The sequence below is a fragment of the Vallicoccus soli genome (assembly GCF_003594885.1).
GTDB classification, from domain to species: Bacteria; Actinomycetota; Actinomycetes; order Motilibacterales; family Motilibacteraceae; genus Vallicoccus; species Vallicoccus soli.
Map to the genome: position 1 here is coordinate 207,364 of NZ_QZEZ01000007.1, position 26,401 is coordinate 233,764.

Annotated in this window: 25 protein-coding genes; 20 read left to right on the forward strand and 5 right to left on the reverse strand. The window is 76.0% G+C overall.

Annotated elements, in window-relative coordinates; translation table 11 throughout:
- Nucleotides 1-103: 103 nt before the first annotated feature.
- The 9 genes from D5H78_RS15055 to D5H78_RS15095 all read left to right on the forward strand — a co-directional run bounded on the left by D5H78_RS15055 (nucleotide 104) and on the right by D5H78_RS15095 (nucleotide 9,766).
- Complete coding sequence (locus tag D5H78_RS15055; RefSeq protein ID WP_218566657.1) at nucleotides 104-1,672, forward strand: sugar ABC transporter ATP-binding protein; 1,569 nt, start codon at nucleotides 104-106, stop codon at nucleotides 1,670-1,672.
- Nucleotides 1,665-2,636, forward strand: coding sequence for an ABC transporter permease (locus D5H78_RS15060; RefSeq protein WP_119951306.1), 972 nt, complete (start codon nucleotides 1,665-1,667; stop codon nucleotides 2,634-2,636). Before D5H78_RS15055 ends, D5H78_RS15060 begins: the two co-directional genes overlap by 8 nt.
- Nucleotides 2,633-3,661, forward strand: coding sequence for an ABC transporter permease (locus D5H78_RS15065; protein WP_119951307.1), 1,029 nt, complete (start codon nucleotides 2,633-2,635; stop codon nucleotides 3,659-3,661). Before D5H78_RS15060 ends, D5H78_RS15065 begins: the two co-directional genes overlap by 4 nt.
- Before the next feature lie 137 nt (nucleotides 3,662-3,798).
- Entirely contained in the window at nucleotides 3,799-4,824 is a 1,026-nt protein-coding gene (gene fbaA / locus D5H78_RS15070) for a class II fructose-bisphosphate aldolase (protein WP_119951308.1), read from the forward strand.
- A gap of 173 nt (nucleotides 4,825-4,997) precedes the next feature.
- Entirely contained in the window at nucleotides 4,998-5,942 is a 945-nt protein-coding gene (locus D5H78_RS15075; protein ID WP_165865762.1) for a type IV toxin-antitoxin system AbiEi family antitoxin domain-containing protein, read from the forward strand.
- Between the two features lie 122 nt (nucleotides 5,943-6,064).
- Nucleotides 6,065-6,478, forward strand: a complete 414-nt coding sequence (locus tag D5H78_RS15080; protein ID WP_119951310.1) for a DUF3151 domain-containing protein — start codon at nucleotides 6,065-6,067, stop codon at nucleotides 6,476-6,478.
- 153 nt (nucleotides 6,479-6,631) lie between these two features.
- Nucleotides 6,632-7,600 carry a helix-turn-helix domain-containing protein gene (locus D5H78_RS15085; protein ID WP_119951311.1) on the forward strand — a complete coding sequence of 323 codons (969 nt, stop codon included), beginning with the start codon at nucleotides 6,632-6,634 and terminating at the stop codon, nucleotides 7,598-7,600.
- Between the two features lie 4 nt (nucleotides 7,601-7,604).
- Nucleotides 7,605-8,792, forward strand: coding sequence for a phospholipase D-like domain-containing protein (locus D5H78_RS15090; protein ID WP_425472961.1), 1,188 nt, complete (start codon nucleotides 7,605-7,607; stop codon nucleotides 8,790-8,792).
- On the forward strand, nucleotides 8,789-9,766 hold the full coding sequence (locus tag D5H78_RS15095; protein ID WP_119951312.1) for an NAD(P)/FAD-dependent oxidoreductase: 978 nt from the start codon (nucleotides 8,789-8,791) through the stop codon (nucleotides 9,764-9,766). Before D5H78_RS15090 ends, D5H78_RS15095 begins: the two co-directional genes overlap by 4 nt.
- Here the strand turns inward: D5H78_RS15095 and D5H78_RS15100 are convergent.
- A complete protein-coding gene (locus D5H78_RS15100; RefSeq protein WP_119951313.1) occupies nucleotides 9,757-10,662 on the reverse strand; it encodes a diacylglycerol/lipid kinase family protein in 906 nt (301 codons plus the stop codon). The genes D5H78_RS15095 and D5H78_RS15100 overlap by 10 nt on opposite strands.
- 98 nt (nucleotides 10,663-10,760) lie before the next feature.
- On the opposite strand from D5H78_RS15100, the gene D5H78_RS15105 reads away from it, so the two are divergent.
- The 5 genes from D5H78_RS15105 (at nucleotide 10,761) to purB (ending at nucleotide 17,278) form a co-directional block, all read left to right on the forward strand.
- Complete coding sequence (locus D5H78_RS15105) at nucleotides 10,761-12,044, forward strand: adenylosuccinate synthase (RefSeq protein WP_119951314.1); 1,284 nt, start codon at nucleotides 10,761-10,763, stop codon at nucleotides 12,042-12,044.
- 59 nt (nucleotides 12,045-12,103) lie between these two features.
- Complete coding sequence (locus D5H78_RS15110) at nucleotides 12,104-12,763, forward strand: alpha/beta fold hydrolase (RefSeq protein WP_165865763.1); 660 nt, start codon at nucleotides 12,104-12,106, stop codon at nucleotides 12,761-12,763.
- A 116-nt stretch (nucleotides 12,764-12,879) separates the two neighbouring features.
- Nucleotides 12,880-14,220, forward strand: coding sequence for an aspartate aminotransferase family protein (locus tag D5H78_RS15115; RefSeq protein WP_119951315.1), 1,341 nt, complete (start codon nucleotides 12,880-12,882; stop codon nucleotides 14,218-14,220).
- Between the two features lie 32 nt (nucleotides 14,221-14,252).
- The gene (purD, locus tag D5H78_RS15120) at nucleotides 14,253-15,509 is read left to right on the forward strand and encodes a phosphoribosylamine--glycine ligase (RefSeq protein WP_119951316.1); all 1,257 of its coding nucleotides are present in this window, start codon (nucleotides 14,253-14,255) and stop codon (nucleotides 15,507-15,509) included.
- A 326-nt stretch (nucleotides 15,510-15,835) separates the two neighbouring features.
- The gene (gene purB / locus D5H78_RS15125; RefSeq protein ID WP_218566659.1) at nucleotides 15,836-17,278 is read left to right on the forward strand and encodes an adenylosuccinate lyase; all 1,443 of its coding nucleotides are present in this window, start codon (nucleotides 15,836-15,838) and stop codon (nucleotides 17,276-17,278) included.
- Here purB and D5H78_RS15130 read toward each other — a convergent pair.
- Nucleotides 17,275-17,643, reverse strand: coding sequence for a hypothetical protein (locus D5H78_RS15130; RefSeq protein WP_119951317.1), 369 nt, complete (start codon nucleotides 17,641-17,643; stop codon nucleotides 17,275-17,277). The genes purB and D5H78_RS15130 overlap by 4 nt on opposite strands.
- A 48-nt stretch (nucleotides 17,644-17,691) precedes the next feature.
- On the opposite strand from D5H78_RS15130, the gene D5H78_RS15135 reads away from it, so the two are divergent.
- On the forward strand, nucleotides 17,692-18,537 hold the full coding sequence (locus tag D5H78_RS15135; protein ID WP_119951318.1) for a phosphoribosylaminoimidazolesuccinocarboxamide synthase: 846 nt from the start codon (nucleotides 17,692-17,694) through the stop codon (nucleotides 18,535-18,537).
- A 23-nt stretch (nucleotides 18,538-18,560) separates the two neighbouring features.
- On the forward strand, nucleotides 18,561-19,520 hold the full coding sequence (gene galE, locus D5H78_RS15140) for a UDP-glucose 4-epimerase GalE (RefSeq protein WP_119951319.1): 960 nt from the start codon (nucleotides 18,561-18,563) through the stop codon (nucleotides 19,518-19,520).
- An 81-nt stretch (nucleotides 19,521-19,601) separates the two neighbouring features.
- On the opposite strand, the gene D5H78_RS15145 is transcribed toward galE, so the two are convergent.
- Complete coding sequence (locus D5H78_RS15145) at nucleotides 19,602-20,603, reverse strand: Vgb family protein (protein ID WP_119951320.1); 1,002 nt, start codon at nucleotides 20,601-20,603, stop codon at nucleotides 19,602-19,604.
- A 255-nt stretch (nucleotides 20,604-20,858) separates the two neighbouring features.
- On the opposite strand from D5H78_RS15145, the gene purS reads away from it, so the two are divergent.
- The 4 genes from purS (at nucleotide 20,859) to D5H78_RS15165 (ending at nucleotide 25,101) form a co-directional block, all read left to right on the forward strand.
- Complete coding sequence (gene purS / locus D5H78_RS15150; RefSeq protein ID WP_119951321.1) at nucleotides 20,859-21,104, forward strand: phosphoribosylformylglycinamidine synthase subunit PurS; 246 nt, start codon at nucleotides 20,859-20,861, stop codon at nucleotides 21,102-21,104.
- Complete coding sequence (gene purQ, locus D5H78_RS15155; protein WP_119951322.1) at nucleotides 21,101-21,772, forward strand: phosphoribosylformylglycinamidine synthase subunit PurQ; 672 nt, start codon at nucleotides 21,101-21,103, stop codon at nucleotides 21,770-21,772. Before purS ends, purQ begins: the two co-directional genes overlap by 4 nt.
- Nucleotides 21,769-24,051: a phosphoribosylformylglycinamidine synthase subunit PurL gene (purL, locus tag D5H78_RS15160; RefSeq protein WP_119951323.1), complete on the forward strand. Its 2,283-nt coding sequence runs from the start codon at nucleotides 21,769-21,771 to the stop codon at nucleotides 24,049-24,051. The genes purQ and purL overlap by 4 nt, the downstream gene beginning before the upstream one ends.
- A gap of 147 nt (nucleotides 24,052-24,198) precedes the next feature.
- Entirely contained in the window at nucleotides 24,199-25,101 is a 903-nt protein-coding gene (locus D5H78_RS15165) for a hypothetical protein (RefSeq protein ID WP_133412075.1), read from the forward strand.
- A gap of 76 nt (nucleotides 25,102-25,177) precedes the next feature.
- On the opposite strand, the gene D5H78_RS15170 is transcribed toward D5H78_RS15165, so the two are convergent.
- Entirely contained in the window at nucleotides 25,178-25,408 is a 231-nt protein-coding gene (locus D5H78_RS15170) for a hypothetical protein (RefSeq protein ID WP_119951325.1), read from the reverse strand.
- Nucleotides 25,405-26,349 carry an SDR family NAD(P)-dependent oxidoreductase gene (locus tag D5H78_RS15175; protein ID WP_119951326.1) on the reverse strand — a complete coding sequence of 315 codons (945 nt, stop codon included), beginning with the start codon at nucleotides 26,347-26,349 and terminating at the stop codon, nucleotides 25,405-25,407. Before D5H78_RS15175 ends, D5H78_RS15170 begins: the two co-directional genes overlap by 4 nt.
- Nucleotides 26,350-26,401: the final 52 nt, after the last annotated feature.

The window sequence follows — 26,401 nt, forward strand, 5'->3', positions numbered from 1 at the left end:
GCCCCGGCCGTACGCGGCAGGGGCGCCCGCGCGGTCGCAGGACGGCCAGGCAGTCGCGCCCGCCAGGGAGGGCGGCGCGCGCCGACGCGAGGACGGAGCAGACGTGCAGGACGGCGTGCAGGACGGCGCCCGGCCCGGGGCCGGGGCCGCCCCGGTGCTCGAGGTCGTGGACGCGGTGAAGCGCTTCGGCGGCACCACCGCGCTGGACCGGGTGGCGTTCGCGCTGCGCCCGGGCGAGGTGCACGCGCTGGTCGGCGAGAACGGCGCCGGCAAGTCGACCCTCATCAAGGTGCTGACGGGCGTCTACCAGCCCGACGGCGGCGAGCTCCGGTACGAGGGCCGCCCGGTCCGCTTCGCCCGCCCCGCGGCGGCGCAGGAGGCGGGGATCAGCACCATCTACCAGGAGGTCAACCTCATCGCGCTGCAGAGCGTGGCGCGCAACATCTTCTACGGGCGCGAGCCGCGCCGGTTCGGCCTCATCGACTTCGCGCGGATGAACCGCGAAGCGCGCACGCTGCTCGCCGAGTACGGCATCGAGCTGGACGTCACGCGCCCGCTGCGCTCGCTGGGCCTGGGGCTGCAGCAGATGGTCGCCCTCGCGCGCGCGGTGTCCGTCGACGCCAAGGTCGTCATCATGGACGAGCCCACGAGCTCGCTGGAGCCGCGCGAGGTCGAGGTGCTGTTCCGGGTCATCCGGATGCTGCACGAGCGCGGCGTGGCGATCCTCTACGTGAGCCACAAGATGGACGAGCTCTACCGCATCTGCGACCGCGTGACGGTCATGCGCGACGGGCGGGTGGTCCACACCGGCGACCTCGCCCCGCTGCCGCGCCTCGAGCTCGTCTCGCTCATGCTGGGGCGCGACAGCTCCGACGTGCGCCGCGAGGGCGCGACGAGCTTCGGCGGGCACGCGGCGGCGCAGGGCGGGGAGCCGGTGCTGCGCGTCGACGGGCTGCGCAGCCGGCACGCGCTGCACGGGGTGTCCTTCGAGGTGCGACCCGGCGAGGTGGTCGGCCTCGGCGGGCTGCTGGGCGCGGGGCGCAGCGAGACGGCGAAAGCGGTTGCCGGTGCGTTCCCGCTCGACAGCGGCGAGGTCGTGGTCGACGGCGCCCCGCTGCGCCGGCGCAGCACCGGCGCGGCGCTGCGCGCCGGCGTCGCGCTGCTGTCGGAGGACCGCAAGGTCGAGGGCATCATCCCGAACCTCTCGGTGCGGGAGAACATCGTCCTGGCCGCGCTGCCGCAGCTGTCGCGGCGCGGGCTGGTCTCGCGAGCGAAGCAGGACGCGGTCGTGCGCACGTTCATGGAGCGCCTGCGGATCAAGGCGTCGAGCCCGGACCAGCGCGTGTCCGAGCTCAGCGGCGGCAACCAGCAGAAGGTGCTCATCGCCCGCTGGCTCGCCACCGGCCCCAAGGTCCTGCTGCTCGACGAGCCCACCCGCGGCATCGACGTCGGCGCCAAGGCCGAGGTGCAGGCCCTGGTGGAGGAGCTCGCGCGGGAGGGGATCGGCGTGGTGCTGATCTCCAGCGAGATGGAGGAGCTGCTCGAGGGCTCGGACCGGGTCGTCGTCCTCAAGGACGGCGGGGTCGTGGGCGCGCTCGAGGGCGACGAGGTCACGGAGGATCGACTCATGGGCATGCTCGCCGCCGCCGCGCCGGGGCGGGCGGATGACTGACACGCTGGCGCCGCCGGCGCCCTCGCCGCAGCGGGCACGGACGCTCGCCTGGCTGCAGGAGAACGGCGTCTACGTCGCGCTCGCCGCGGTCGTCGTCGTAAACGCGGTCATCACGCCGAACTTCCTCACCGTCGCGAGCCTGCGCACGCAGGCGATCCAGGTCGTCCCGGTGCTCATCATCGCGCTGGGGCTCGCGCTGGTCATCGGCACCGAGGGCATCGACCTGTCGGTCGGCTCGGTCATGGCGCTGACCGCCGCGGTCGTGCCGCTCTACCTCGGGTACGGCGCCCTGCCGGCCGTCCTCGCGGCCCTCGCGGTCGCCGCCTGCGTGGGCGTGGTCAACGGCTGGCTGGTGGCCGTCATCGGGGTCCAACCCATCGTGGCGACCCTGGCCCTGCTCGTCGGCGGGCGCGGCCTCGCGCTGGTCTTCGCCGGCGGGCAGTCCAAGGACATCGAGAACGAGGCGCTGCTGGCGCTGGGCTCGGACGAGCTGCTGGGGGTGCCGTACGTCGTCCTGGTCGCCCTCGTGCTCACCCTGCTCGTCGCGTTCCTCGTGCGGCGCACGACCTTCGGCCGCCAGCTCGTGGCGATCGGCGGCAACCGCACGGCCAGCGACCTCGCGGGCCTGCCGGTGCGCCGCGTGCTCATCGTCGTCTACGTCATCTCGGCGCTGCTCGCCTGCGTCGCCGGCCTCATCGCCACGGCGCGCCTGGAGGCCAGCGACCCGTCGACGATCGGCAACCTCATCGAGCTGAGCGCCATCACGGCGGTCGTCGTCGGCGGGACCCCGCTCAGCGGCGGGAGGGTGCGCATCCTCGGCACGGTCGCGGGAGCCCTGCTCATGCACCTCATCCGGGTCACGCTCATCACGCAGGACGTGCCGGACTCGGCGGCGCAGATGATCCAGGCGGCCATCATCGTGGCGGCCGTCTACGTGCAGCGCGGACGGGGGACGGGCCAGTGAGCAGCGCCACCGGCACCCCGGCGGGCAGCAGCCTCGCGCCGGGCGCGCCGATCACCGACGGCGGCGTGCAGGAGTCGCGCTGGGAGCGCGCGGCCCGCGCGGCGCAGGAGCGCGGTGCCCTCGCGGTGCTCGTGCTCGTCGTGCTCGTCGCGTCCTTCGCCTTCGACACCTTCGCCACCGGCGCGAACCTCAGCAACATCGCGATCCAGTCGGCGTTCCTGGCGGTCATCGCGCTCGGCATGACGTTCGTCATCATCACCGGCGGCATCGACCTGTCGGTGGGCTCGGTCTACGCGCTGGGCGGCGTGCTGGCCGCCTGGGGCTCGCAGCACGGCACGTGGGCCGCGCTGCTCGTGCCCCTCGTGGTCTGCGGCGGGATCGGGCTCGTCAACGGCCTGCTCATCGCCCGCGGCGGCATGGCGCCGTTCATCGTGACCCTCGCGACGCTGCTGTTCGCCCGCGGGCTCACCCTGACCATCACCGACTCCGGGGCCGAGGTCTTCCTCGTGCCGCAGGGCTCGTCGTTCAGCCGGCTGGGGCAGGGCGAGCTCTTCGGCATCGCCTACCCCGTGTACGTCGCGCTGGGCCTGTTCGCCCTGGGCGCGCTGCTGCTGCAGCGCACGGCGTTCGGGCAGACGGTGCTCGCGGTCGGCAGCAACGAGGACGCCGCGACGCTCATGGGGATGCGCGTGCAGCGCGCCAAGCTCCTCGCGTACGTCCTGTCGGGCACCCTCGCGGGGTTCGCCGGCGCGATGCTCGCGGCGCGGTCCTCGTCCGGCGTGCCGACGGTCGGCGTGGGCCTCGAGCTCGACGCCATCGCCGCGGTCGTCATCGGCGGCACGCTGCTCACCGGCGGCGCGGGGACGACGGGCGGCACGCTGTGCGGCGTCCTGCTCCTCGGCGTGATCCAGAACGTCATCAACCAGATCGGCAGCCTGGGCTCGTCGTACCAGTCCGTGGTGAGCGGCGCGTTCCTCATCGTCGTGGTGGTCGTGCAGACCTTCCTCAGCAGACGACGGCGCTGAGCCCGCGCACCCCCGCGGGCCCGTCGGGGGCCGTGGCGGCGCGGTGCCGGCCCGGTCCCCGCCCGTGGGAGGATGTGGCGCACGTCGCGGCCGCCGTCGTCCGCGCTCCCCGTCGACCAGCAGCAGGAGCAGCCGACATGCCCATCGCAACCCCCGAGGTCTACGCCGAGATGATCGACCGGGCGAAGGCCGGGTCCTTCGCCTACCCGGCGATCAACGTGACGTCGTCGCAGACGCTCAACGCGGTCCTCCGCGGCTTCGCCGAGGCCGAGAGCGACGGCATCGTGCAGATCTCGACCGGCGGTGCGGAGTACCTCTCCGGGTCGAACGTCAAGGACATGGTCCTGGGCGCGGAGGCGCTCGCCGAGTACGCCCACCACGTCGCGAAGGCGTACTCGGTCAACATCGCGCTGCACACCGATCACTGCCCGAAGGACAAGCTCGACGGCTACGTCCGCCCCCTCCTCGCGATCTCGCAGGAGCGGGTCGCCGCCGGGCGCGAGCCGCTGTTCCAGTCGCACATGTGGGACGGCTCGGCCGTCGAGCTCACCGAGAACCTCGAGATCGCCGAGCAGCTCCTCGAGGAGTGCGCGAAGGCGAAGATCATCCTCGAGGTCGAGATCGGCGTCGTCGGCGGCGAGGAGGACGGCGTCGAGAACGAGATCAACGAGAAGCTCTACACGACCGCCGGTGACGCGGTCCGCACCGTCGAGGCGCTCGGCACCGGCGACAAGGGCCGCTACCTGCTCGCCGCGACCTTCGGCAACGTGCACGGCGTCTACAAGCCGGGCAACGTCAAGCTCCGCCCCTCGGTCCTGAAGGACCTGCAGGACGCGGCCGGCGAGAAGGCCGGCAAGGAGCGCCCGTTCGACTTCGTCTTCCACGGCGGCTCCGGCTCGCTGCTCGAGGAGATCCGCGAGTCCCTCGACTACGGCGTGGTCAAGATGAACATCGACACCGACACGCAGTACGCCTTCACCCGCCCCGTCGTCGAGCACATGTTCAAGAACTACGACGGCGTGCTGAAGATCGACGGCGAGGTCGGCAACAAGAAGGCGTACGACCCGCGCACCTACGGCAAGCTCGCCGAGGCCGGCATGGCCGCCCGCGTCGTCGAGGCCTGCGAGAACCTGCGCTCCACGGGCACCGCGATCGCGAAGTGACGCCCGCGTGGTCGCGCTGACCACGCCCGGCTGGTCCTGTTGACCACGTGAAGCACCCGTACGGGTGCCGACCGAGGCCCACGAGCCTTGGCCGGCACCCGTACGCCATGTCCGGCACCCGCCCCTGTGGACGGGAGCCGTCGCCCGCCGCCGCGCCCCGGCATGCTGCGCCGGTGCACCCCGGACTGCTCGCCCTCGCCGCCCGCCAGCACGGCCCCTTCACGACCGCGCAGGCGCGGCACCACGGCGTCGAGCTCGACGAGCTGCAGCGGCTGCTGCGGGCGGGGGTGCTCGTCCGCCTGCGGCGCGGCGTCTACGCCGAGGCGTGGCGCACCCGCGGGGACCCCCGCGCCACCCACCGGGTGCACGTCGACGGCGTGCTCCTCGTCCTCGGTGCCCGCGCGGCCGTGAGCCACGTGTCCGCGGCCGTGGTGCACGGCCTCGACCTGCTCGACCCCGACCTCGGCCACGTCGAGGTGACGCGCGCCGACCTGGGCTCCTCGCGGACGGAGGCGCGCGTGCGCCACCACGCCGCGGCCCTGCGGCCGGACGAGGTCGTCGAGGTCGACGGGCGGCCCGTGACGTCATTGGCACGGACGGCGATCGACATCGCGCGCCGCAGCACCCTCGCGCAGGCGCTCGTCGTCCTCGACGCGGTGCTGCACCGCGGGGTCGACCGCGAGGAGCTCCGGCGCGTGCACCTCGCGTGCGCGAGCTGGTCCGGTTCCCGTACGGCCGGTCGTGCCCTCGCGCTCGCCGACGGTGGCGCCGAGTCGCCCGGGGAGTCCCTCGTACGGCTCCTCCTCGCCCGGGCCGGCCTGCCGCCGGTCCGCACCCAGGTGGAGCTGCGCGACCACGACGGCCTGGTCGGCCGGGTCGACCTGCTCTTCGAGCAGCAGCGGACGGTCGTCGAGTTCGACGGCCGCGCGAAGTACGGCCTCGAGGGGGACCCCGCCGACGCGCTCTGGCGCGAGAAGCGGCGCGAGGACCGCCTGCGCGGGCTCGGCTACGAGGTGGTCCGGGTCGTCTGGGCGGACCTCGACCGCCCGGACGACGTGCGCCGGCGCGTCCTGGGCGCGTTCGCGCGGTCCGCGCGGTGGCCGCGCGCGGCCTCCTGAGGCCCCGCGCGGGGCTCGCCGACCTAGGCGTACGGGTGCCTGCCCAGGCTCGTGAGCCTCGGTCGGCACCCGTACGGGTGCCTCGCGTGGTCGACACGGGCAGGCCCGGCAGGATGGGGGGCATGCACAAGGACCTCCTCGCCGGCCCCCCGCCCACCCACCTCCCCGACGACCCGGCGCCGCGGGAGGCGCTGGAGGGCGGGGCCGACCCGACGGAGGTGGCGGCGGCGCACCCGGCGTCGAGCCTGGCGTGGGCGGAGCTGGCGGACCGGGCGTACGGGGCGGGGCGCGTCGTGGAGTCGTACGCGTACGCCCGCACCGGCTACCACCGCGGGCTGGACGCGCTGCGCCGGGCGGGGTGGCGCGGGCACGGGCCGGTGCCGTGGGCGCACGCGCCGAACCGGGGGTTCCTGCGGGCCCTGCACGCGCTGGGGCGGGCCGCGGGCGCGATCGGCGAGCAGGAGGAGGCCGAGCGCTGCGCGCAGTTCCTGCGCGACTCCAGCGAGGAGGCCGCGCAGGCCCTCGGCGACCAGTGACCCCTGGGAAGTGACCCCCTGGGCGCCGGGCGCTGGGGGCACGACCGGAGGACCGCCCCTGCCGCGGCCCCCCGGTCGTGCCCGGTCAGGATGCCCCGTTCTCACGCTGCGTACAACGGCCGACACGCGCCAATGGCCGTAACCTGCCACCCGATGGACGGCCTGCTGACCCCGTGGGGCATCGACGAGCGCGCGGAGCGGCTCTACCGGGCGCTGCTGCGCCGCCCCGGCAGCTCGCGGCACGACCTCGCCGACCTGCTCGGCTGGGCCGGGGAGGCCGAGGTGGACCGGGCGGCGCACCCGCTGCTCGCGGCCCGCCTCGTGCGGGAGGCGGCGGGGTCGTACGTCGCGCTGGCCCCGGAGACCGCGGTCGGCCGCCTGCTGGACCGCGAGGAGTCGCGGCTGCAGCGGCGGCTGCGCGAGGTCGTCGACGCCCGCTCCACGGTGGGCGACTTCCTCCTCGACCACGCGGCGGGGCAGGGGCGCCCCCGCGCGGAGGAGGCCCTGGCCGCGCTCGACCCGGACCGCGCGCTCGGGGCGCTCGCCGAGCTGGCGGCGACGACGACGGGGCCCGTACGGGTCCACTGCGCCCCCGACTGGCTCGCCGCGGCGGACGAGCGGGTGGGCCAGCTGCTCGGCCGGCTGCTGGCGGGGCGGACGGTGCGGGTCGTGTACCCGGTGGCGGTGCTCGACGACGACGCCCAGCTGGACCGGCTGCGCCGCCAGGCCCGCCGGGGCGGCGCGGCGCGGGTCGCGGCGGCGGTGGACCGCTCGTTCCTCGTCTTCGGCGACGCGGGGGCGGTGATGCCGGCGGCGCCGGGCACGGACGGGCACCTGCTCGTGCGCACGCCCGCGCTCGTGGCGACCCTGCGCGACCTGTTCGACGTGGCGTGGCACCACGCCTCGCCGCTGCCGACGCCGGTGCAGGGCCGGCCCGCCGACGCCCGCGACAGCGCCCTGCTCGAGCTGCTCGCGCTCGGCGCCAAGGACGAGACGGTGGCCCGCCGGCTGGGGGTGTCGCTGCGCACCGTGCGCCGCCGCACCGCGCAGCTCATGCACGAGCTGGGGGCCACGACGCGCTTCCAGGCCGGGCGGGAGGCGTCGCGGCGGGGGCTCGTGTGAGGCTGTGCCCGTGACGGACGTGCGCGATCGGACGGAGCCCGACCCCTGCGACGTGCTCCGCCGCCGGATGGAGACGACGGTCGGCACCCCCTTCACGGAGGGCAACGACCTGACGATCCTGCGCAACGGCGACCGGATCTTCCCGGCGATGCTCGAGGCGATCCGCGGGGCCCGCTCCACGGTCGACCTCATGACCTTCGTCTACTGGAAGGGCGACATCGCCCGCGAGTTCGCCGCGGCCATGGCCGAGCGGGCCCGCGCGGGCGTACGGGTCCGCCTGCTCATCGACGCCCTGGGCGGCCGGCTCATCGACAACGGTCTGGTCGACGCGATGGACCGCGCCGGCGTGCACGTCGAGTGGTTCCGCAAGCCGCTGGTGAAGTCGCCGTTCAAGCAGAACCACCGGCTGCACCGCAAGGTCCTCGTCGTCGACGAGGAGGTCGCGTTCACCGGCGGCGTCGGCATCGCCCAGGAGTGGTGCGGCGACGCGCGCGACGAGACCGAGTGGCGCGACACCCACGTACGGGTCGTCGGGCCGGCCGTCACCGGCCTCGCCTCGGCGTTCCTGCAGGACTGGGCCGAGGCCGGGCGCGGGCTGTGGGACGAGCGCGACCGCTTCCCGGTGCAGGAGCAGCGCGGCTCGAGCACGGTGCAGGTCGTGCGGGGCTCGGCCTCCCTGGGCTGGGACGACATGCAGTCGGCGTTCCACGTGGCGCTCGAGTCGGCCCAGCACCGGCTGCGCATCGCGACGGCGTACTTCGCCCCCGACCGCTCGTTCCTCGACACGCTCTGCAAGGCTCCCGCCCGTGGCGTCCAGGTGGAGCTCCTGCTGCCGGGGCCGCACGCGGACAAGCGGGCGTGCCAGCTGGCCAGCGAGGCGGTGTACGCGACCCTCGTCGACGCGGGGGTCGACGTCTGGCTGTTCCAGCCGTCGATGATGCACGCCAAGGTCATGACCATCGACGGCTACGCGGGCATCATCGGGTCGTCGAACTTCAACCGCCGCTCGCTCGACCACGACGAGGAGGTCGTGATGGTGGTGCTCGACGACGCGTTCACCGCGCAGCTCGACCGGGACCTCGACGACGACCTGCGGCGCAGCCGGCGCATCGACCTCGAGCGCTGGCGCCGCCGCTCGCCGGTGCAGAAGACCCTCGAGGCGGTCACGGCCCCCGCCCGGCGGTGGATGTGAGCGACCCCCGGGACCGCGACCGGCCGTTCGCCGTCGTCGGCGGCGGCATCGCCGGCGTGGCGTGCGCGCAGGCGCTGCAGGCCGCGGGCCTGCCCGTGGTGGTGTACGACCGCGGGCGGCGGATCGGCGGGCGCATGGCGGTCCGGGAGGTGGACGGGCACGTCGTCGACATCGGGGCGTCGTACTTCACCGTGCCCGAGGGCGACGACGCGTTCGCCGCGGTCGTGGCCGGCTGGGAGGAGCGCGGGCTCGCCCGGCGCTGGACCGACACCTTCCACGTCGCCGAGGGCGGCACCCTCACCGGCACCAAGGCCGGGCCGCTGCGCTGGGCCGGCACCGCCGGGCTGCGCCCGCTCGTCGACGACCTCGCGCGCGGGCTCGTCGTGGAGCAGGGCGTCGAGGTCGAGGACGTCGGCCCCGGCCCGAGCGTCGACGGCACGCCGGTGCGCGCCGCCGTCCTCGCCATGCCCGGCCCGCAGGCCGCCGACCTCATGAGCGACGAGCTCGACGGCGCGGTCGAGGCGGCCGCCTCCACCGACTGGGAGCCGTGCCTCGCGCTCTACGCCGGCTGGTCCGAGCGCTCCTGGACCGAGGTCGACGGGGTCTTCGTCAACGGCTCGCCGGTGCTCGACTGGGTCGCCGACGACGGCCGGCGCCGGGGCGACGGCGCGCCCGTGCTCGTCGCGCACTCCACCGCCGCGCTCGCCGCGGACCACCTCGACGACCCCGACGCGGCGGTGCCCGCCCTGCTCGGCGCGCTGTGCGACCTGCTCGAGGTGGGCCGCGAGCCGTCGTGGGTCAAGGTGCGCCGCTGGTCGCTCGCCCGCCCCGCGCGGGCCCGCGAGGAGCCGTGGTTCCTCTCCGACGTCGGGGTCGGCCTCTGCGGCGACGGCTGGAACGCGCCCTCGCGGGTGGCGGGGGCGTACGGGTCGGGGCGCCTGCTCGGCGAGGAGCTGGCCCGCCGCTACGGCTGAGCCGGCACGCGCAGCGCCCACGCCCGCGGGCGCACCGTCCAGGTCCGCTCGTCGTACGGCCCCGACACCTCGCCGTCGGCGTTGACGGGGAACCCGCCGGCCACGCGCACGGTCCGCCCGCGCAGCACGTCGACGTCGTCGCGGTCGACGTGCTCGCCCCGGCGCAGGTGCAGGGCGTACGCCGCCCGCGCCACGGGCCCGACGGCGCGGACGAGCACGACGTCGGCGAGCCCGTCGTCGGGGCGGGCGTCGGGCAGCAGGGGGGTGCCGCCGCCGATGGTGGTGCCGGTGCCCAGGGCGACCATGAGCACCGGGTCGCCGTCCGCGACGACCCGGCCGTCGACCTCGACGGTGAGCTCCCACCCCTCGGTGCGGGCGCCCGCGAGGGCGGCGCCGAGGGCGTACCCGGCGGCGCCGACGCGCTCCTTCCACGCGGTCGCCTGCCGCGCCGCCTCGGCGCCCACGCCCGCGTGCACGACGTTGACGACGAGCCCGCGCTCGTCGTCCTCGAGCAGGTCCAGGGCGCGGTCCCGCCCGTCGAGGACCACGGCGGCCGCCGCGCGCGGGTCGAGCGGCACGCCGAGGCACCGCGCCAGGTCGTTGCCCGTGCCGAGCGGCAGCAGCCCGACGGCGCGCGCGGGGTCCAGCAGGCCCTCGTCGCGCAGGGCCGTCGCCGCCGCGTGCACCGACCCGTCGCCGCCCGCGACGACGAGCGTGCGCCCCCCGAGGCCGCGCAGCAGGTCGCAGAGCTCCCCGGGCGACCCGGTCGTGGCCACCTCCACGGCGGCGCGGGCGCGCAGCACCTCCAGCGCGGCCCCCACGGCCTCGTCGTCCGCCGTGCCCGCCGCCGCGTTGCGCACGAGCAGCAGCTCGTCGGGCGCTCGCCCTGTCGTCATCCTCCGCTAACCTCTCCTCGCCAGCGCCCCCGACCGCCCCGCATCATGCCCGTCGCGCGGCGCCCCGGGGCGGAGACCGGAGCCCCGGAGGACTGCCCATGCCCGCGATCGTGCTCGTCGGTGCCCAGTGGGGCGACGAGGGCAAGGGCAAGGCGACCGACGCCATGGGCGAGGCGGTCGACTACGTCGTGAAGTACAACGGCGGCAACAACGCCGGCCACACGGTGGTCGTCGGCGGCGAGAAGTACGCGCTGCACCTGCTGCCGAGCGGCATCCTCACCCCGGGCGTCGTCCCGGTCATCGGCAACGGGGTGGTGGTCGACCTCAGCGTCCTCTTCGAGGAGCTCGAGGGCCTCGAGGCCCGCGGCGTCGACACCTCGAGGCTGCTGCTCAGCGCCGGCGCGCACCTCGTGGCGCCGTACAACCGGACCCTCGACAAGGTCACCGAGCGCTTCCTCGGCAGCCGGCGGATCGGCACGACGGGCCGGGGCATCGGTCCGACGTACGCCGACAAGATGTCGCGCGTCGGCATCCGCGTGCAGGACCTCTTCGACGAGAAGATCCTGCACCAGAAGGTCGAGGGCGCCCTCGCGCAGAAGAACCAGCTGCTCGTGAAGGTGTTCAACCGCCGCGCGGTGGACGTCGACGAGGTCGTCGAGGAGTTCCTGTCCTACGCCGACCGCGTGCGCCCGATGGTCGCCGACACCCCGCTCGTGCTCGGCCGGGCGCTCGACGAGGGCCGGACGGTGCTGCTCGAGGGCGGGCAGGCGACGCTGCTCGACGTCGACCACGGGACGTACCCGTTCGTCACGTCGAGCAACCCGACCGCCGGCGGCGCCTGCACCGGCTCGGGCATCCCGCCGACCCGCATCGACCGGGTCATCGCCGTCGTCAAGGCGTACGCGACCCGCGTCGGCGAGGGCCCGTTCCCCACCGAGCTCTTCGACGACGACGGCGAGGCGCTGCGGCGCAAGGGCGGCGAGTTCGGCACGACGACGGGGCGCCCCCGCCGCTGCGGCTGGTACGACGCCCCCGTCGCCCGCTACGCCGCCCGCATCAACGGCGTCACCGACTTCGTCCTCACCAAGCTCGACGTGCTCACCGGCTGGGAGAAGGTGCCGGTCTGCGTGGCGTACGAGGTGGACGGCCGCCGCTTCGACGAGATGCCGATGACGCAGACGGACTTCCACCACGCGCAGCCGGTGTACGAGCTGCTCGACGGCTGGAGCGAGGACGTCTCCGGCGCGCGCACCTTCGAGGACCTCCCGCCGGCGGCCCAGCGCTACGTCCGCGCGGTCGAGGAGATGTCCGGCGCGCCGATCTCCGCGGTGGGCGTCGGGCCGGACCGCGAGGCGACCGTCCAGCTCAGGCCGCTGGTCTGAGCGGGCCCCGCGGGCTGCGCGCCCGCGTCGCCGGGCAGCCGGTGCCCGGGGTGCCCGGCGTGGTGCTGGTGCCCGGGCTCGGCCTGCCCGGCTACCTGCGCCGGCTGGTGCCCCTGCTGGCGGCGTGGACGCGGGTGACCGTGCTCGACGTGCCGGGCTTCGGGCGCCCCGGGCCGCTGGTGTGCGCCCCGACCGTGCCGGCGATGGCCGCGACCGTGGCGGAGTGGCTGCGGTCCCGCCCCGGGCCCGTGCTGCTGGCCGGGCACTCGACGGGGGCGCAGGCGGCGCTCCGCGCGGCGGTCGAGGTGCCGGCGCCGCTGGCGGGGCTGGTCCTCGTCGGGCCGACCTTCGCGCCGGGCTGCCGCACCGTGCCGGGGCTGCTGCGCGCCGTGCCGGGCTCCTACGCGCGCGACGCGCCCTCGCAGGTGCCGTACGCCCTGCCGGACCTCGCCCGCGCCCGGGCGCGGCTCGTCCCCATGGTGCTCAGCGCGATGGCGGACCGGCCCGAGGAGCTCGTGCCGCGGGTGGGGGTGCCGCTCGTGGCGGCCGCCGGGGCGGGCGACCGGTTCTGCCCGCGCCCGTGGCTGGAGCAGCTCGCCGCGCTGGCCCCGCGGGGGCGCGCGGCGACGCTGCCGGGGTCGCACAACGTGCCGTACACCCACGCCGGCTCGGTGGCGGCCCTGCTGCGCGAGGTCACAGCGCCGTCAGCACCGCGATGAGCACGAGGGTGAGCACGAGGGACAGGAGCAGGGAGCCGGCGCAGCCGAGCCGGTTGCTGAAGAAGAGGAACATCGCACCCCGGTACCCGTCCCGCCTCGGGCCTACGCTGTCGCGCATGACGGACGTCGACCCCGAGGCCAGCCGGCGCGCGTACGAGCTGGACCGCGCCCACGTCTTCCACTCCTGGGTCGCGCAGGGCCCCCACCGGCCGATGGTGGTGGCGCGCGCCGAGGGGTCGTACCTCTGGGACGGCGAGGGCCGGCGCCTGCTCGACTTCTCCTCCCAGCTCGTCAACACCAACATCGGGCACCAGCACCCGCGGGTCGTCGCGGCGATCCAGGAGCAGGCGGCGCTGCTGTGCACCGTCGCCCCGCAGCACGCGAACGCCGCGCGCAGCGAGGCCGCCCGGCTCGTCGTGGAGCGGGCGCCCGAGGGCCTGGGCAAGGTGTTCTTCACCAACGGCGGGGCGGACGCCAACGAGCACGCGGTGCGCATGGCGCGCCTGCACACCGGCCGCCCGAAGGTGCTGACGACGTACCGCAGCTACCACGGCGGCACGCAGACCGCGATCAACCTCACCGGCGACCCCCGGCGCTGGGCGAACGACACCGCGAGCGCCGGCGTCGTGCACGTGCAGGGGCCGTTCCTCTACCGCTCCCCGTTCTGGGCGACGACCGAGGAGGAGGAGTCGGCCCGCGCGCTGGAGCACCTGGAGCAGGTCGTCGCCCTCGAGGGCCCCTCGACGATCGCCGCGGTGCTGCTCGAGACGGTGCCGGGGACCGCGGGCATCATGCTGCCGCCGCCGGGCTACCTCGCGGGGGTGCGCGAGCTGTGCCACCGCCACGGCATCCTGCTCGTCCTCGACGAGGTCATGGCCGGGTTCGGCCGCACCGGTGCCTGGTTCGCCCGCGACCACTGGGGCGTCGTCCCGGACCTCATGACCTTCGCCAAGGGCGTCAACAGCGGGTACGTCCCGCTCGGCGGCGTCCTCATCGGCGACCACGTCGCCGCTACGTTCGACGAGCGGCCCTACCCGGGCGGGCTCACGTACTCCGGCCACCCCCTCGCCTGCGCCGCCGCGGTCGCGACGATCACCGCGATGGCCGACGAGGGCGTCGTCGAGAACGCCGCGCGGGTCGGCGCGGAGGTCCTCGGCCCCGGGCTCGCCGAGCTCGCCGAGCGCCACCCGGTCGTCGGCGAGGTCCGCGGCCTCGGCGTCTTCTGGGCGCTCGAGCTGGTCCGCGACCGCGGCACCCGCGAGGCCCTCGCGCCCTACGGCGGGTCGAGCGCGGAGATGGGCGCGCTCGTCGCGGTCTGCAAGGAGCGCGGGCTGCTGCCCTTCACCAACGGCGGGCGGCTGCACGTGGTCCCGCCGTGCACGGTGAGCGACGCGGAGGCCAAGGAGGGGCTCGGCATCCTCGACGAGGCGCTCGCCGTCGTCGACGCGATGCTCTGAGCGGTGCCGCCCGCCCCCTAGGCTGGCCGCCCGTGAAGGCCCTCGTCATCGGTACGGGCGCGCGCGAGCACGCCCTCGTCCTCGCCCTGTCCGCCGACCCCGAGGTCGACGCCGTCGTGTGCGCGCCCGGCAACGCGGGCACCGCCGTCGTCGCCGACACCCGCGACGTCGACCCGCTCGACGGCGAGGCGGTCGCCCAGCTCGCGGTCGACCTCGGCGCCGACCTCGTCGTCGTCGGCCCGGAGGCGCCGCTCGTCGCCGGCGTGGCGGACGCGGTGCGCGCCCGCGGTGTCGCCTGCTTCGGGCCCTCCCGCGAGGCCGCGCGGCTCGAGGGCTCCAAGGCGTTCGCCAAGGAGGTCATGGCCGCGGCCGGCGTGCCCACCGCGATGTCGCGGCTGTGCGACACCGCCGAGGAGGTCGCCGAGGCGCTCGACGCGTTCGGGGCGCCGTACGTCGTCAAGGACGACGGCCTCGCCGCCGGCAAGGGCGTCGTCGTCACCGACGACCGGGACGAGGCGCTCGCCCACGCGGCCGCCTGCGGCGGGCGGGTCGTCGTCGAGGAGTTCCTCGACGGGCCGGAGGTGTCGCTCTTCGCCGTCACCGACGGGTCGTACGTCCTGCCGCTGCAGCCCGCGCAGGACTCCAAGCGCGCCCTCGACGGCGACCGCGGGCCCAACACCGGCGGCATGGGCGCCTACTCGCCGCTGCCGTGGGCGCCGCGCGGCCTCGTCGAGGAGGTGCTCGAGCGGGTCCTGCAGCCGACGGTCGACGAGATGGCGCGCCGCGGCACGCCGTTCCAGGGGCTGCTGTACGCCGGCCTCGCGCTGACCTCGCGCGGCGTGCGGGTCGTCGAGTTCAACGCCCGCTTCGGCGACCCGGAGACCCAGGTCGTCCTCGCCCGGCTGCGCAGCCCCCTCGGGCAGCTGCTGCGGGCGGCGGCCATCGGGCGGCTCGCCGACCAGGAGCCGCTGCGCTGGCGCGACGAGGCCGCGGTGACCGTCGTCGTCGCCGCCGAGGGCTACCCCGCCGCGCCGCGCACCGGCGACGTGGTCGAGGGGCTCGGCGACGTGGAGCCCCCCGCCTACGTCGTGCACGCCGGCACCGGGCTCGTCGACGGCGAGGTCGTCAGCGCTGGCGGACGGGTGCTCAGCGTGACCGCCACCGGCCCCACGCTCGCCGCGGCCCGCGAGGCTGCGTACGCCGGCGTCGCCCGCGTCCACCTGCCGGGCAGCCACCACCGCACCGACATCGCGGCCGCCGCCGCGGCGGCGGGGGCGGGCTCCGCCTGACGCCGCCGGCGCTGCGGGCTCGTCCCTGCCCCATGAGGGGCACCCCCAGGCCGCGTCGGCTCCATGAGGGGCACCCTCAGGGCCACGTCGGCTCCATGAGGGGCACCCTCAGGCGTAGGACCCGCCTCAGGGGCACCCTCAGCAGACTCGACTCTGCTGAGGGTGCCCCTCATGGGTGATGGGCGCCTGGGGGTGCCCCTGATGCATCACGCCCAGCGGGCTCCCCGCGACGCAGCGCGCCCGCGCCGGGCGCCGCGGAGCCACCTGGTCCGGCCGACGGACGCGCCCGCGCACGGCCGGTGCGCCGGCTGCGGGAGGATGGGCCCGTGCCGACCCCCGCCGCCCAGAGCGCCATCCCCGACGTCCTCGCCTCGCGGTACGCCTCCGCGGAGCTGGCCCGCCTGTGGTCGCCCGAGCAGAAGGTCGTGCTCGAGCGCCGGCTGTGGATCGCCGTCCTGCGCGCCCAGCGCGACCTCGGCGTCGAGGTGCCCGACGGCGTGGTGGAGGCGTACGAGCGGGTGGTCGAGCAGGTCGACCTCGGCAGCATCCGCGAGCGCGAGCGGGTGACGCGGCACGACGTCAAGGCGCGGATCGAGGAGTTCACGGCGCTGGCCGGGCACGAGCACGTCCACAAGGGCATGACGAGCCGCGACCTCACCGAGAACGTCGAGCAGATGCAGGTGCGCGAGTCCCTCGTGCTCGTCCGGGACCGCGTTGTCGCCACGCTCGCCCGGCTCGCGCGCCTCGCCGTGGAGCACGAGGCCCTCGTCATGGCCGGGCGCAGCCACAACGTCGCGGCGCAGGCGACCACGCTGGGCAAGCGCTTCGCCAGCGCGGCGGAGGAGCTGCTGCCCGCGTACGAGCGCCTCGAGGACCTGCTGGGGCGCTACCCGCTGCGCGGGATCAAGGGCCCGATGGGCACCGCGCAGGACATGCTCGACCTGCTCGGCGGCGATGCCGACCGGCTGGCCGAGCTGGAGCAGCGGGTCGCCGCGCACCTGGGCTTCGAGCGCGTGCTGGACAGCGTCGGGCAGGTCTACCCGCGCTCGCTCGACTTCGACGCGGTGAGCGCGCTGGTGCACGCCGCCGCCGGCCCGTCGAGCCTGGCCACCACGGTCCGCCTCATGGCCGGCAACGAGCTCGTCACCGAGGGGTTCCAGCCCGGCCAGGTCGGCAGCAGCGCGATGCCGCACAAGATGAACACGCGCTCCTGCGAGCGGGTCAACGGCCTCGCCGTCGTGCTGCGCGGCATGCTCTCCATGGTCGGCGAGCTCGCCGGCGACCAGTGGAACGAGGGCGACGTCAGCGACTCCGTGGTGCGCCGGGTCGCGCTGCCGGGGGCGTTCTTCGCCGCCGACGGGCTGTTCCAGACGTTCCTCACCGTGCTCGACGAGTTCGGCGCGTACCCAGCGGTGGTGCAGCGCGAGCTCGACCGCTACCTGCCGTTCCTCGCCACGACGAAGGTGCTCATGGCGGCGGTCAAGGCGGGGGTCGGGCGCGAGGCGGCGCACGAGGCGGTCAAGGAGCACGCGGTCGCCGTCGCGCTCGGCATGCGCGAGGGCGGGGCCGCGGGCAACGACCTCTTCGAGCGCCTCGCCGCCGACGAGCGCCTGCGCCTGGCGCCCGCCGACCTCGAGGCCCTCGTCGCCGAGCCGCTGTCCTTCACCGGCGCCGCGCAGGCGCAGGTCCGGGCCGTCGCGGCGCGGGTCGAGGAGGTCGTGCGCCGGCACCCGCAGGCCGCCGCGTACGTCCCCGGCGCGATCCTCTAGCGGGGCTGCTGCCCGAGCAGGCGCAGGGCCAGCTCGCGCGCGGTGACGGCGTCGGGCGTACCGACGACGAGCCGGCCCCAGCGTTCGCCGGAGAGCTCCACGACGAGCCCCGGCTCCCCGCGCCGCGCCACGACGAAGTCCGGCGGCGCACCGCGCCGGCGCCAGGTGCCGACCCGCACGACGCGCGGGACCTCCAGGCCGGGCGCGCGCAGGCCGCGCACCTCGGCGAGGACGTCCTCGACGACCCGTACGGAGCCCACCGCCGTCCGCGGCACGACGACGTCCCCGCGGCGGAGCGCGGAGAAGCGCTCCCACCCGGACAGGCGCAGCACGACGCGCTGCCCGTCCACCACCAGCTCGGCCACCCGGCCCCACCCCCGCGCGCATCATGCCCGACGCGGGAGGATGCGCGGGTGCAGCACCTCTACTCGGGCAAGGTCCGCGACCTCTACGCCCTCGACGACGGCCACCTGCTCGTCGTGGCCTCGGACCGGGTCTCGGCGTACGACCACGTGCTCCCGACCCCGATCCCGGACAAGGGCCGCGTGCTCACGGCGCTCTCGCTGTGGTGGTTCGAGCAGCTCGAGGACCTCGTGCCGAACCACCTCGTCTCGACCGACGTGCCGGAGGGCTTCGCCGGCCGCGCCATGGTCTGCGAGCGGCTGGACATGGTGCCGGTGGAGTGCGTGGCCCGCGGCTACCTCACCGGCTCCGGCCTCGCGGACTACCGCGCGACGGGCGCGGTCTGCGGGGTCGCGCTGCCGCCGGGCCTCGTGGACGGCAGCCGCCTGGAGCGCCCCGTCTTCACCCCGGCGACGAAGGCGGCGCTGGGCGAGCACGACGAGAACGTCAGCTACGCCGAGGTGGCGGCGCAGGTCGGCGAGCCGCTGGCGGCCCGGCTGCGCGCGCTGACCCTCGCCGTTTACGAGCGCGCCGAGCGCGTCGCCAGGGGGCGGGGGCTCGTCGTCGCGGACACCAAGCTCGAGTTCGGCCGCCGCGGCGACGGCACGCTCGTGCTCGGCGACGAGGTGCTGACGCCCGACTCCTCGCGCTTCTGGCCCGCCGACCAGTGGCAGCCGGGGCGGTCCCAGCCCTCGTTCGACAAGCAGTACGTCCGCGACTGGCTCACCTCGCCCGCGTCGGGCTGGGACCGCTCCTCGGACGAACCGCCGCCGCCCCTGCCGGACGAGGTCGTCGAGCGGACCCGGGCGCGCTACGTCGAGGCGTACGAGCGCCTCACCGGCCGCCGTTTCACGTGAACCCGGATCGGTAGGGTCCCGGCATGACCTGGCTGCTCACCGGCGGTGCCGGCTACATCGGCGCGCACGTCGCGCACGCCCTGCGCGCTGCGGGCGAGGACGTCGTCGCCCTCGACGACCTGTCCTCCGGCGTCCCGGAGCGCCTGCCGGAGGGCGTGCCGCTGGTGCGGGCCAGCGTGCTCGACACCGACGCGGTCCGCGCGGCGTTCCGCGAGCACGGTGTCACCGGGGTCGTGCACCTCGCGGCGAAGAAGGCCGTGGGGGAGTCGGTCGCCGAGCCGCTGCTCTACTGGCGGGAGAACGTCGGCGGCCTGGAGAGCCTGCTGCGCGTGGTCGACGAGGAGGGCGTGCGCGACGTCCTGTTCTCCTCCAGCGCCGCGGTCTACGGCACGCCCGACAGCGACGTCATCGTCGAGGACGGTCCGACCGCCCCGATCAACCCCTACGGCGAGACCAAGCTCGTCGGCGAGTGGATGCTCCGCGACCTCGCCACCGCCCGCGGGACCCGCTGGACCAGCCTGCGCTACTTCAACGTCGCCGGGGCCGGCTCGCCGCAGCTGGGGGACACCGCGGTCGCGAACCTCATCCCCATGGTGTTCCGCGCGCTGGACCGCGGGGAGGCGCCGAAGGTGTTCGGGGACGACTACCCGACGCCCGACGGCTCCTGCGTCCGCGACTACATCCACGTGGCGGACCTCGCCGACGCCCACGTCGTCGCCGCCCAGCGCCTGCGCGACGGCGGCCCGTCCGCGGTCTACAACGTGGCCCGCGGCGAGGGCGCCTCGGTCAAGGAGGTGCTCGCGGTGGTCCGCGAGGTCACCGGCCTGGACGTCGAGCCCGAGATCGCCCCCCGCCGCCCCGGCGACCCGGCGCGGCTCGTGGCCAGCCCGGCGGCCATCGAGCGCGACCTCGGCTGGCGGGCGCAGCACGACCTGCGCGCCATGGTCGCCAGCGCCTGGGAGGCCTGGACCGCCGCGCGCTGAGGCGCCGCTGGCCCGGCGCCCCCGCGGTGCGGCCCGCTCGGCGCCCGGCTCAGCCGGCGCCCGGCTCAGCCGGCGCCCAGCTCAGCCGGCGCCCAGCGGCGCCGCGCGCACCCCGTCACCGGACGCCCAGGCGACGCCGTCGTGCACGAGCACCTCGGCCTCCGGGCCGGCGGTGCGCGCGGGGAGGAGCCGGGGCAGGCCGTCGTCCGCCCCCGGGGTGGCGCCGGGCTCGGGCGGCTCCGGCGGGTCCGCGGGGTCCACGACGACGAGCGCGCCGTGCTCGGCCAGCACCACCACGAGCCGCCCGGCGCCGGCGTGCGCGACGTCGACCGGGCGGCCGGCGAGCGGCACCCGGCGCAGCACCCGGGCGCTGCGCTCGTCGACCTCGACGATCCCGTCCGGGCAGGCGACCCAGAGCACCCGCCCGTCGGAGGACGCCCCCCGGGGGCCGCCGCGGGCCCCCGACCCCGGCCCGCACGGCGTCGTGGGCCGCGCCGCGCGCCGCCCCTGCGGGTCCAGGGCGGTCAGGGTGCCCGCTGCCGGGTCGCTGACCCACAGCCGGTCCGCGCCCGCCGTCAGCAGCGTCGGGCGGGGCGTGAGGGGCACGACGTCGAGGACGAGCCGCGTCGACGGGTCGATGCGCACGACCTCGCCCTGCTCCGGCAGCGTCACCCAGAGCCCGCCGTGGGCGGCGACGACGTCCTCGGGCTGCCCGTCGAGCTCGAGCTCCTCCGTCTCGTCGCCGGTGGTGGTGTCGACGCGCAGCAGGGCCCGCCGCCCGGCCGCGGTGACCCAGACCGTCCCGTCCAGCCAGGCCAGCCGCCGGGGGGTCCCGCCGACGACCCAGGTGCTCTCCACCCGCCCGGTCGCGGGGTCGACCCGGCGCAGCGTCCCCGAGGCGGGGTCCACCGCCCAGACCCGCCCGTCGCCCACGGCCAGGCCGAGCGTGCGCGCGCCCTCGTCGAGGGCCACGACGGGGTCGGGCGTCGCGCCGCGGGCGCCACCGCCGAGGGAGGCTCCGGTGCACGCCACGGCGCCGGCGGCCACCAGGCCGGCCAGCACGGCGAGCGCACGGCGGGTCACGGGACGGACGCTAGGTCGCCGGGCCCCGCGCCCGGGACCCCCTTTCGCGCGACTGCAAGCGGACCGTTACCCGATCGTCGCTGGGCGTCCCAGCAGGTGGGACGCGCCCGGGCGCGGTGCATGGCGCGGCCGGCGCGGGGCAGCCGGGCGGGCTGCCGCCGGGCGCTCGGTAGGCTGCACGGCGGGCACCGCCGCCCCCGCAGGACCCCAGCCCCGCCGGAGCTCGCCTCCCACCCCGACCCAGGAGCGCCACCCATGGGCCGTGTCGTCGTCGACGTCATGCCGAAGCCGGAGATCCTCGACCCGCAGGGCAAGGCGGTCGCCAGCGCCCTGCCCAAGCTCGGCTTCGAGGGGATCGCCTCGGTGCGCCAGGGCAAGCGCTTCGAGCTCGAGGTGGAGGGCGAGGTCACCGAGGAGCGCCTCGCCGAGGTGCGCCGGGCCGCCGAGACGCTGCTGTCCAACCCGGTCATCGAGGACTTCACCGTGCGGGTCGAGGCATGAGGGTCGGGGTCGTCACCTTCCCCGGCTCCCTCGACGACCGCGACGCGGCCCGGGCCGTGCGCGTCGCCGGCGGCGAGCCGGTCGTGCTGTGGCACGGCGACGACGACCTGCGCGGGGTCGACGCGGTCGTGCTGCCCGGCGGGTTCTCGTACGGCGACTACCTCCGCTGCGGCGCCATCGCCCGCTTCGCCCCGGTCATGCGCAGCGTGGTCGAGGCGGCGCACGGCGGGCTGCCGGTGCTGGGCATCTGCAACGGCTTCCAGGTGCTCTGCGAGTCGCACCTGCTGCCCGGCGCGCTCATCCGCAACGACGTGCGCCGCTTCGTCTGCGTCGACCAGCGCCTGCGCGTGGAGTCCACCGCGACGGCCTGGACGGCCGACTACGCCGAGGGGCAGGAGGTCGTCGTCCCGCTGAAGAACGGCGAGGGCGGCTACGTCGCCGACGAGGCGACGCTCGACCGGCTCGAGGGGGAGGGCCGGGTCGTGGTCCGCTACGTCGGGCCGAACCCGAACGGCAGCATGCGCCAGATCGCCGGCATCGCCAACGAGCGCGGCAACGTCGTCGGCCTCATGCCGCACCCCGAGCACGCGGTCGAGGCGCTCACCGGCCCGACGACCGACGGCCTCGGCTTCTTCACCTCCGTCCTGCACCAGGTGGTGTCCGCGTGAGCACCGACAGCGTGAGGGACGCGGGCGCCACCCCTGAGGTCGAGCAGCCCTGGGCGCAGCTCGGCCTCAAGGAGGACGAGTACGCCCGGATCCGCGAGATCCTCGGCCGCCGCCCGACCTCCTCGGAGCTGGCGATGTACAGCGTCATGTGGAGCGAGCACTGCTCGTACAAGTCGAGCAAGGTGCACCTGCGCCAGTTCGGCGAGAAGGCCCCGGCGAGCGACGCCCTGCTCGTCGGCATGGGCGAGAACGCCGGCGTCGTCGACGTCGGCGGCGGCTGGGCCGTGACCTTCAAGGTCGAGTCGCACAACCACCCGTCGTACGTCGAGCCGTACCAGGGCGCCGCGACCGGCGTCGGCGGCATCGTGCGCGACATCCTCACCATGGGCGCGCGCCCGGTCGCCGTCATGGACCCGCTGCGCTTCGGCCCGGCCGACGCCGAGGACACCCGCCGGGTGCTGCCCGGCGTCGTCGCGGGCGTGGGCGGCTACGGCAACTGCCTCGGCCTGCCGAACATCGGCGGCGAGGTCGTCTTCGACCCGTCGTACGCCGGCAACCCCCTCGTCAACGCCCTCTGCGTCGGCGTCATGCGCCACGAGGACGTCAAGCTCGCGCGGGCGACCGGCGCCGGCAACCTCGTCGTCCTCTTCGGCGCGACCACCGGCGGCGACGGCATCGGCGGCGTCTCGGTGCTCGCCTCGGAGACCTTCGACGAGCAGCGCCCGACGAAGCGCCCCAGCGTGCAGGTCGGCGACCCGTTCATGGAGAAGGTGCTCATCGAGTGCTGCCTCGAGGTCTTCGCCGAGGACCTCGTCGTCGGCATCCAGGACCTCGGCGGCGCCGGGCTGTCCTGCGCCACGAGCGAGCTCGCGTCCGCCGGGGACGGCGGCATGCGCGTCGCGCTCGACCGGGTGCCGCTGCGCGACCCCTCGCTCTCGCCGGAAGAGATCCTCATGAGCGAGTCGCAGGAGCGCATGTGCGCGGTCGTCGAGCCGTCGAAGGTCGAGCGGTTCCTCGAGATCTGCGCGAAGTGGGACGTCTCGGCGACGGTGATCGGCGAGGTCACCGACGGCGACCGGCTCGAGATCACCTGGCACGGCGACCTCGTCGTCGACGTCCCGCCGCGCAGCGTGGCGCACGAGGGCCCGGTCTACGAGCGCCCGTACGCCCGCCCGGGCTGGCAGGACGCCCTGCAGGCCGACGCGCCGGCGTCGCTGCCCCGGCCGGCCGACGGCGACGGGCTGCGCGACGTCCTGCTGCGCCTCGTCGCGAGCCCGAACCTCGCGGACAAGCGCTGGGTCACCGACCAGTACGACCGCTACGTCCTCGGCGGGACCGTCCTCGCCCAGCCCGAGGACGCCGGCATGGTGCGCATCGACGAGGAGACCGGGCTCGGCGTCGCGCTGGCCACCGACGGCAACGGGCGCTTCGCCAAGCTCGACCCGTACGCGGGCGCGCAGCTGGCGCTCGCCGAGGCGTACCGCAACGTCGCGACGGCCGGCGCCACCCCGCTCGCGGTGACGAACTGCCTCAACTTCGGCTCGCCGGAGGACCCCGACGTCATGTGGCAGTTCGCGGAGGCCACCCGCGGGCTGGCCGACGCGTGCCGGGAGCTGGGCGTGCCGGTGACCGGCGGCAACGTCAGCTTCTACAACCAGACCGGCGACGTCGCGATCCTGCCGACCCCCGTGGTCGGCGTGCTCGGCACCATCGACGACGTCGCCCGGCGCACCCCGATCGGGTTCGGCGAGGAGGGCCAGCAGGTCTACCTGCTCGGTACCACCCGCGACGAGCTCGCCGGCTCGGAGTGGGCGCACGCGCTGCACGGGCACCTCGGCGGGCTCCCGCCGCAGGTCGACCTCGCGGCCGAGCGCACGCTGGCGCAGATCCTCGTCAACGCCTCGCGCGACGGGCTCGTCGACGCGGCGCACGACCTCGCGGACGGCGGGCTGGCGCAGGCGCTCGTCGAGGCCTGCCTGCGGCGGGGGACCGGTGCGCGGATCTGGCTGCCCGACGACCTCGACCCGTTCGTGGCCCTGTTCTCCGAGTCGACCGCCCGCGCCGTCGTCGCCGTGCCGCGCGAGGAGGAGGTGCGGTTCTCCGACATGTGCACCGCCCGCCGCTTCCCCTTCGTGCGCATCGGCGTCACCGACGGGCAGGGCGACGACGCGCTGCTCGACGTGCAGGGGCTGTTCTCGGTCACGATCGGCGAGCTGCGCGCCGCGCACACCGGCACGTTCCCCCGCCTCTTCGAGCAGGACGTCCAGCCGCACGCCTGACCGGCAGGTCCCCCGCCCGTCGTGGTGGGCGCCCAGCACGTCGGCACGGCCTAGTCAGGCCGAGCCATTGCCCATGATCGTCGCAAGGAGTTGCCTCTCCGTGACGGGTCCGCGACGGGGCGGACCCCGACCGGGGGAGGTGGCTCCATGGCACGTCGAGGACTCCTGCGCCGCGGGATGGTGGCGGTCGTGGCCGTCGTCGGGCTGGTCCCGCTCGCGGCACCGGCCCAGGCGGCGCCGCCGGGCAACGACGCCGTCGAGCGAGCCCGCGTCGTCCGGGAGGTGCCGAGCCGCTTCGTGCAGAGCACTGGGGAGGCGACCAGCAGCGCCGACGACGGGGACTGCGTCCTCGGGAGCAGCGTCTGGTACCGGTACACCCCGACCGAGGCGGGCCGGGTGCGCATCAGCACGGTCGGCAGCTCCTACGACACGGTGCTCGCGGTCTTCAGCGGACCGCGGGCCGAGCGGAGCCTCGTCGCGTGCGTCGACGATTCGGTGGACCTGTGGTCGGTGGCCGAGGTGGACGCCCAGGCGGGGACGACGTACTGGATCGCGGTCAGCGCCTGCTGCGGCCCCGACGCTGCCGGGGGGCGAGCGGTCCTGTCCTTCTACCGCCCCGGCCTCCCGCCGGCACCGGTCGTGCGGGTGACCTCGGCAGCCACCGGGGAGGTGTCCGGGCGCCTCTTCGTGCGCGGGACGGTCGCCTGCTCGCCGCCGTTCGCCGTCGCCGTGCAGCTCTCCGTCAGCCAGCGGGTGGGCCGCGCCGTCGCCCGGGGGGACGCGTTCGTCCTCACCACGTGCCCCGGCTCGGGGCGCGCGCGCTGGGCCGCGGAGCTCGACAGCACGACGGGGTGGGCCTTGCGCGCCGGGCGCGCGTCGGCGACGGTCCTCGGCCAGACCAGTGACGGGTACGACTACCGCGAGGCCGGGCCGCGCTCGAGGGTCGTCGAGGTGACCGAGCGCGAGGACGCCCGCACGGTGGCCGGCGCAGGCGCGGGCCTCGCGCAGGCGGGGGCGACCCTCGCGCCGCGCAAGGAGCTGCGCCGCTGAGCCGCACGGAGCCGCGCTGAGCCGCGCCGGGACGGCCACCGCGGGGTCCGCCCGCGGTGGTCGTCGGCGGATGGCCTCAGCGGTGCAGCGCGCCCGTGCGGTGCCGGCCGAGCAGGACCCGGCGGCCGTGCCCGAGCTGCGCTGCGCGGCTGCGCGACCGGCCGCAGGCGCAGGCCTCCTCGCGGGTGGCGTGGTGGTGGACGCAGCTGCTCGTCGCGCCCGGCCGCTCGACGACGTCGACCCAGCGGGAGGTGCCGTCGGGGCCGTCGTGCACCTCGACGAGACGGACGTGCTCGCGCGGGCTCACGCGACGCTCCGCAGCGACCAGTCCCACACCCGCCGGGCGGTCCCGGGGTCGCTGGCGTGGGCGGCGACGCCCGTACGGGTGCCCGGGCGGTGGGGGCCGGCCGGCTGGCAGTCCTCGAAGTAGCGGCCCGTGACGCCCTCGACGAGGGGCGACGCGGCGAGGAGCACCGATGTGGCGGCGCCCTGCTCGACGGTCTTCCACTGCGCGGCCGCCCCGCCGGAGGCGGCGCGCAGCCGCGCGATCTCCTCCTCGTCGACGTGCCGCTGCAGCCCGGTGCGGATGGCCCCCGGCATGAGGGCGTTGGCGACGACGCCGTCGTCCGCCCAGCGCCGGGCGGCCTCGACGGCGAACAGGACGTTGGCCGACTTGGACTGCCCGTAGGCGACCCAGGGGTCGTACGGGCGGCGCTCGAAGTGCGGGTCGTCGAGGTCGACGCCGGCACGCAGGTGCGCGGCGGAGCTGACGGCGACGACGCGCGCCCCGCCGGCGGCGGCGAGAGCGGGGTGCAGCCCCGTCGCGAGCGCGAAGTGCCCCAGGTGGTTGGTGGCGAGCTGGCCCTCCCAGCCCTGCGGCGTGCGCCGCAGCGGGGAGGCCATGACGCCGGCGTTCGCCACGAGGACGTGGAGCGGTCCCTCCCAGGCGGCGACGAACGCCGCGACCGAGGCGCGGTCGGCCAGGTCGAGCGGGCGGACCTCGACGGGCGGGCCGCCGGTCGAGGCGGCGATGCCGGCGGCGGTGCGCGCGCCGGCGGCGGTGTCGCGGACGGCGAGGACGACCTGCGCGCCGGCCGACGCGAGGGCCCGCGCGGTCTCGACGCCGATGCCGGACGCGCCGCCGGTGACGACGGCGCGGCGGCCGGCGAGGTCGACGCCGTCGACGACCTCGGCGGCCGTCGTCGTGGCGCCGAAGGGCAGGTGCGGGGCGGGGGTGGTGGTGGTCATGCGGGCCTCCTGCTCGCGGCCCCGCGTCGTGCTGCGCGGGGCGGGCTAGGCT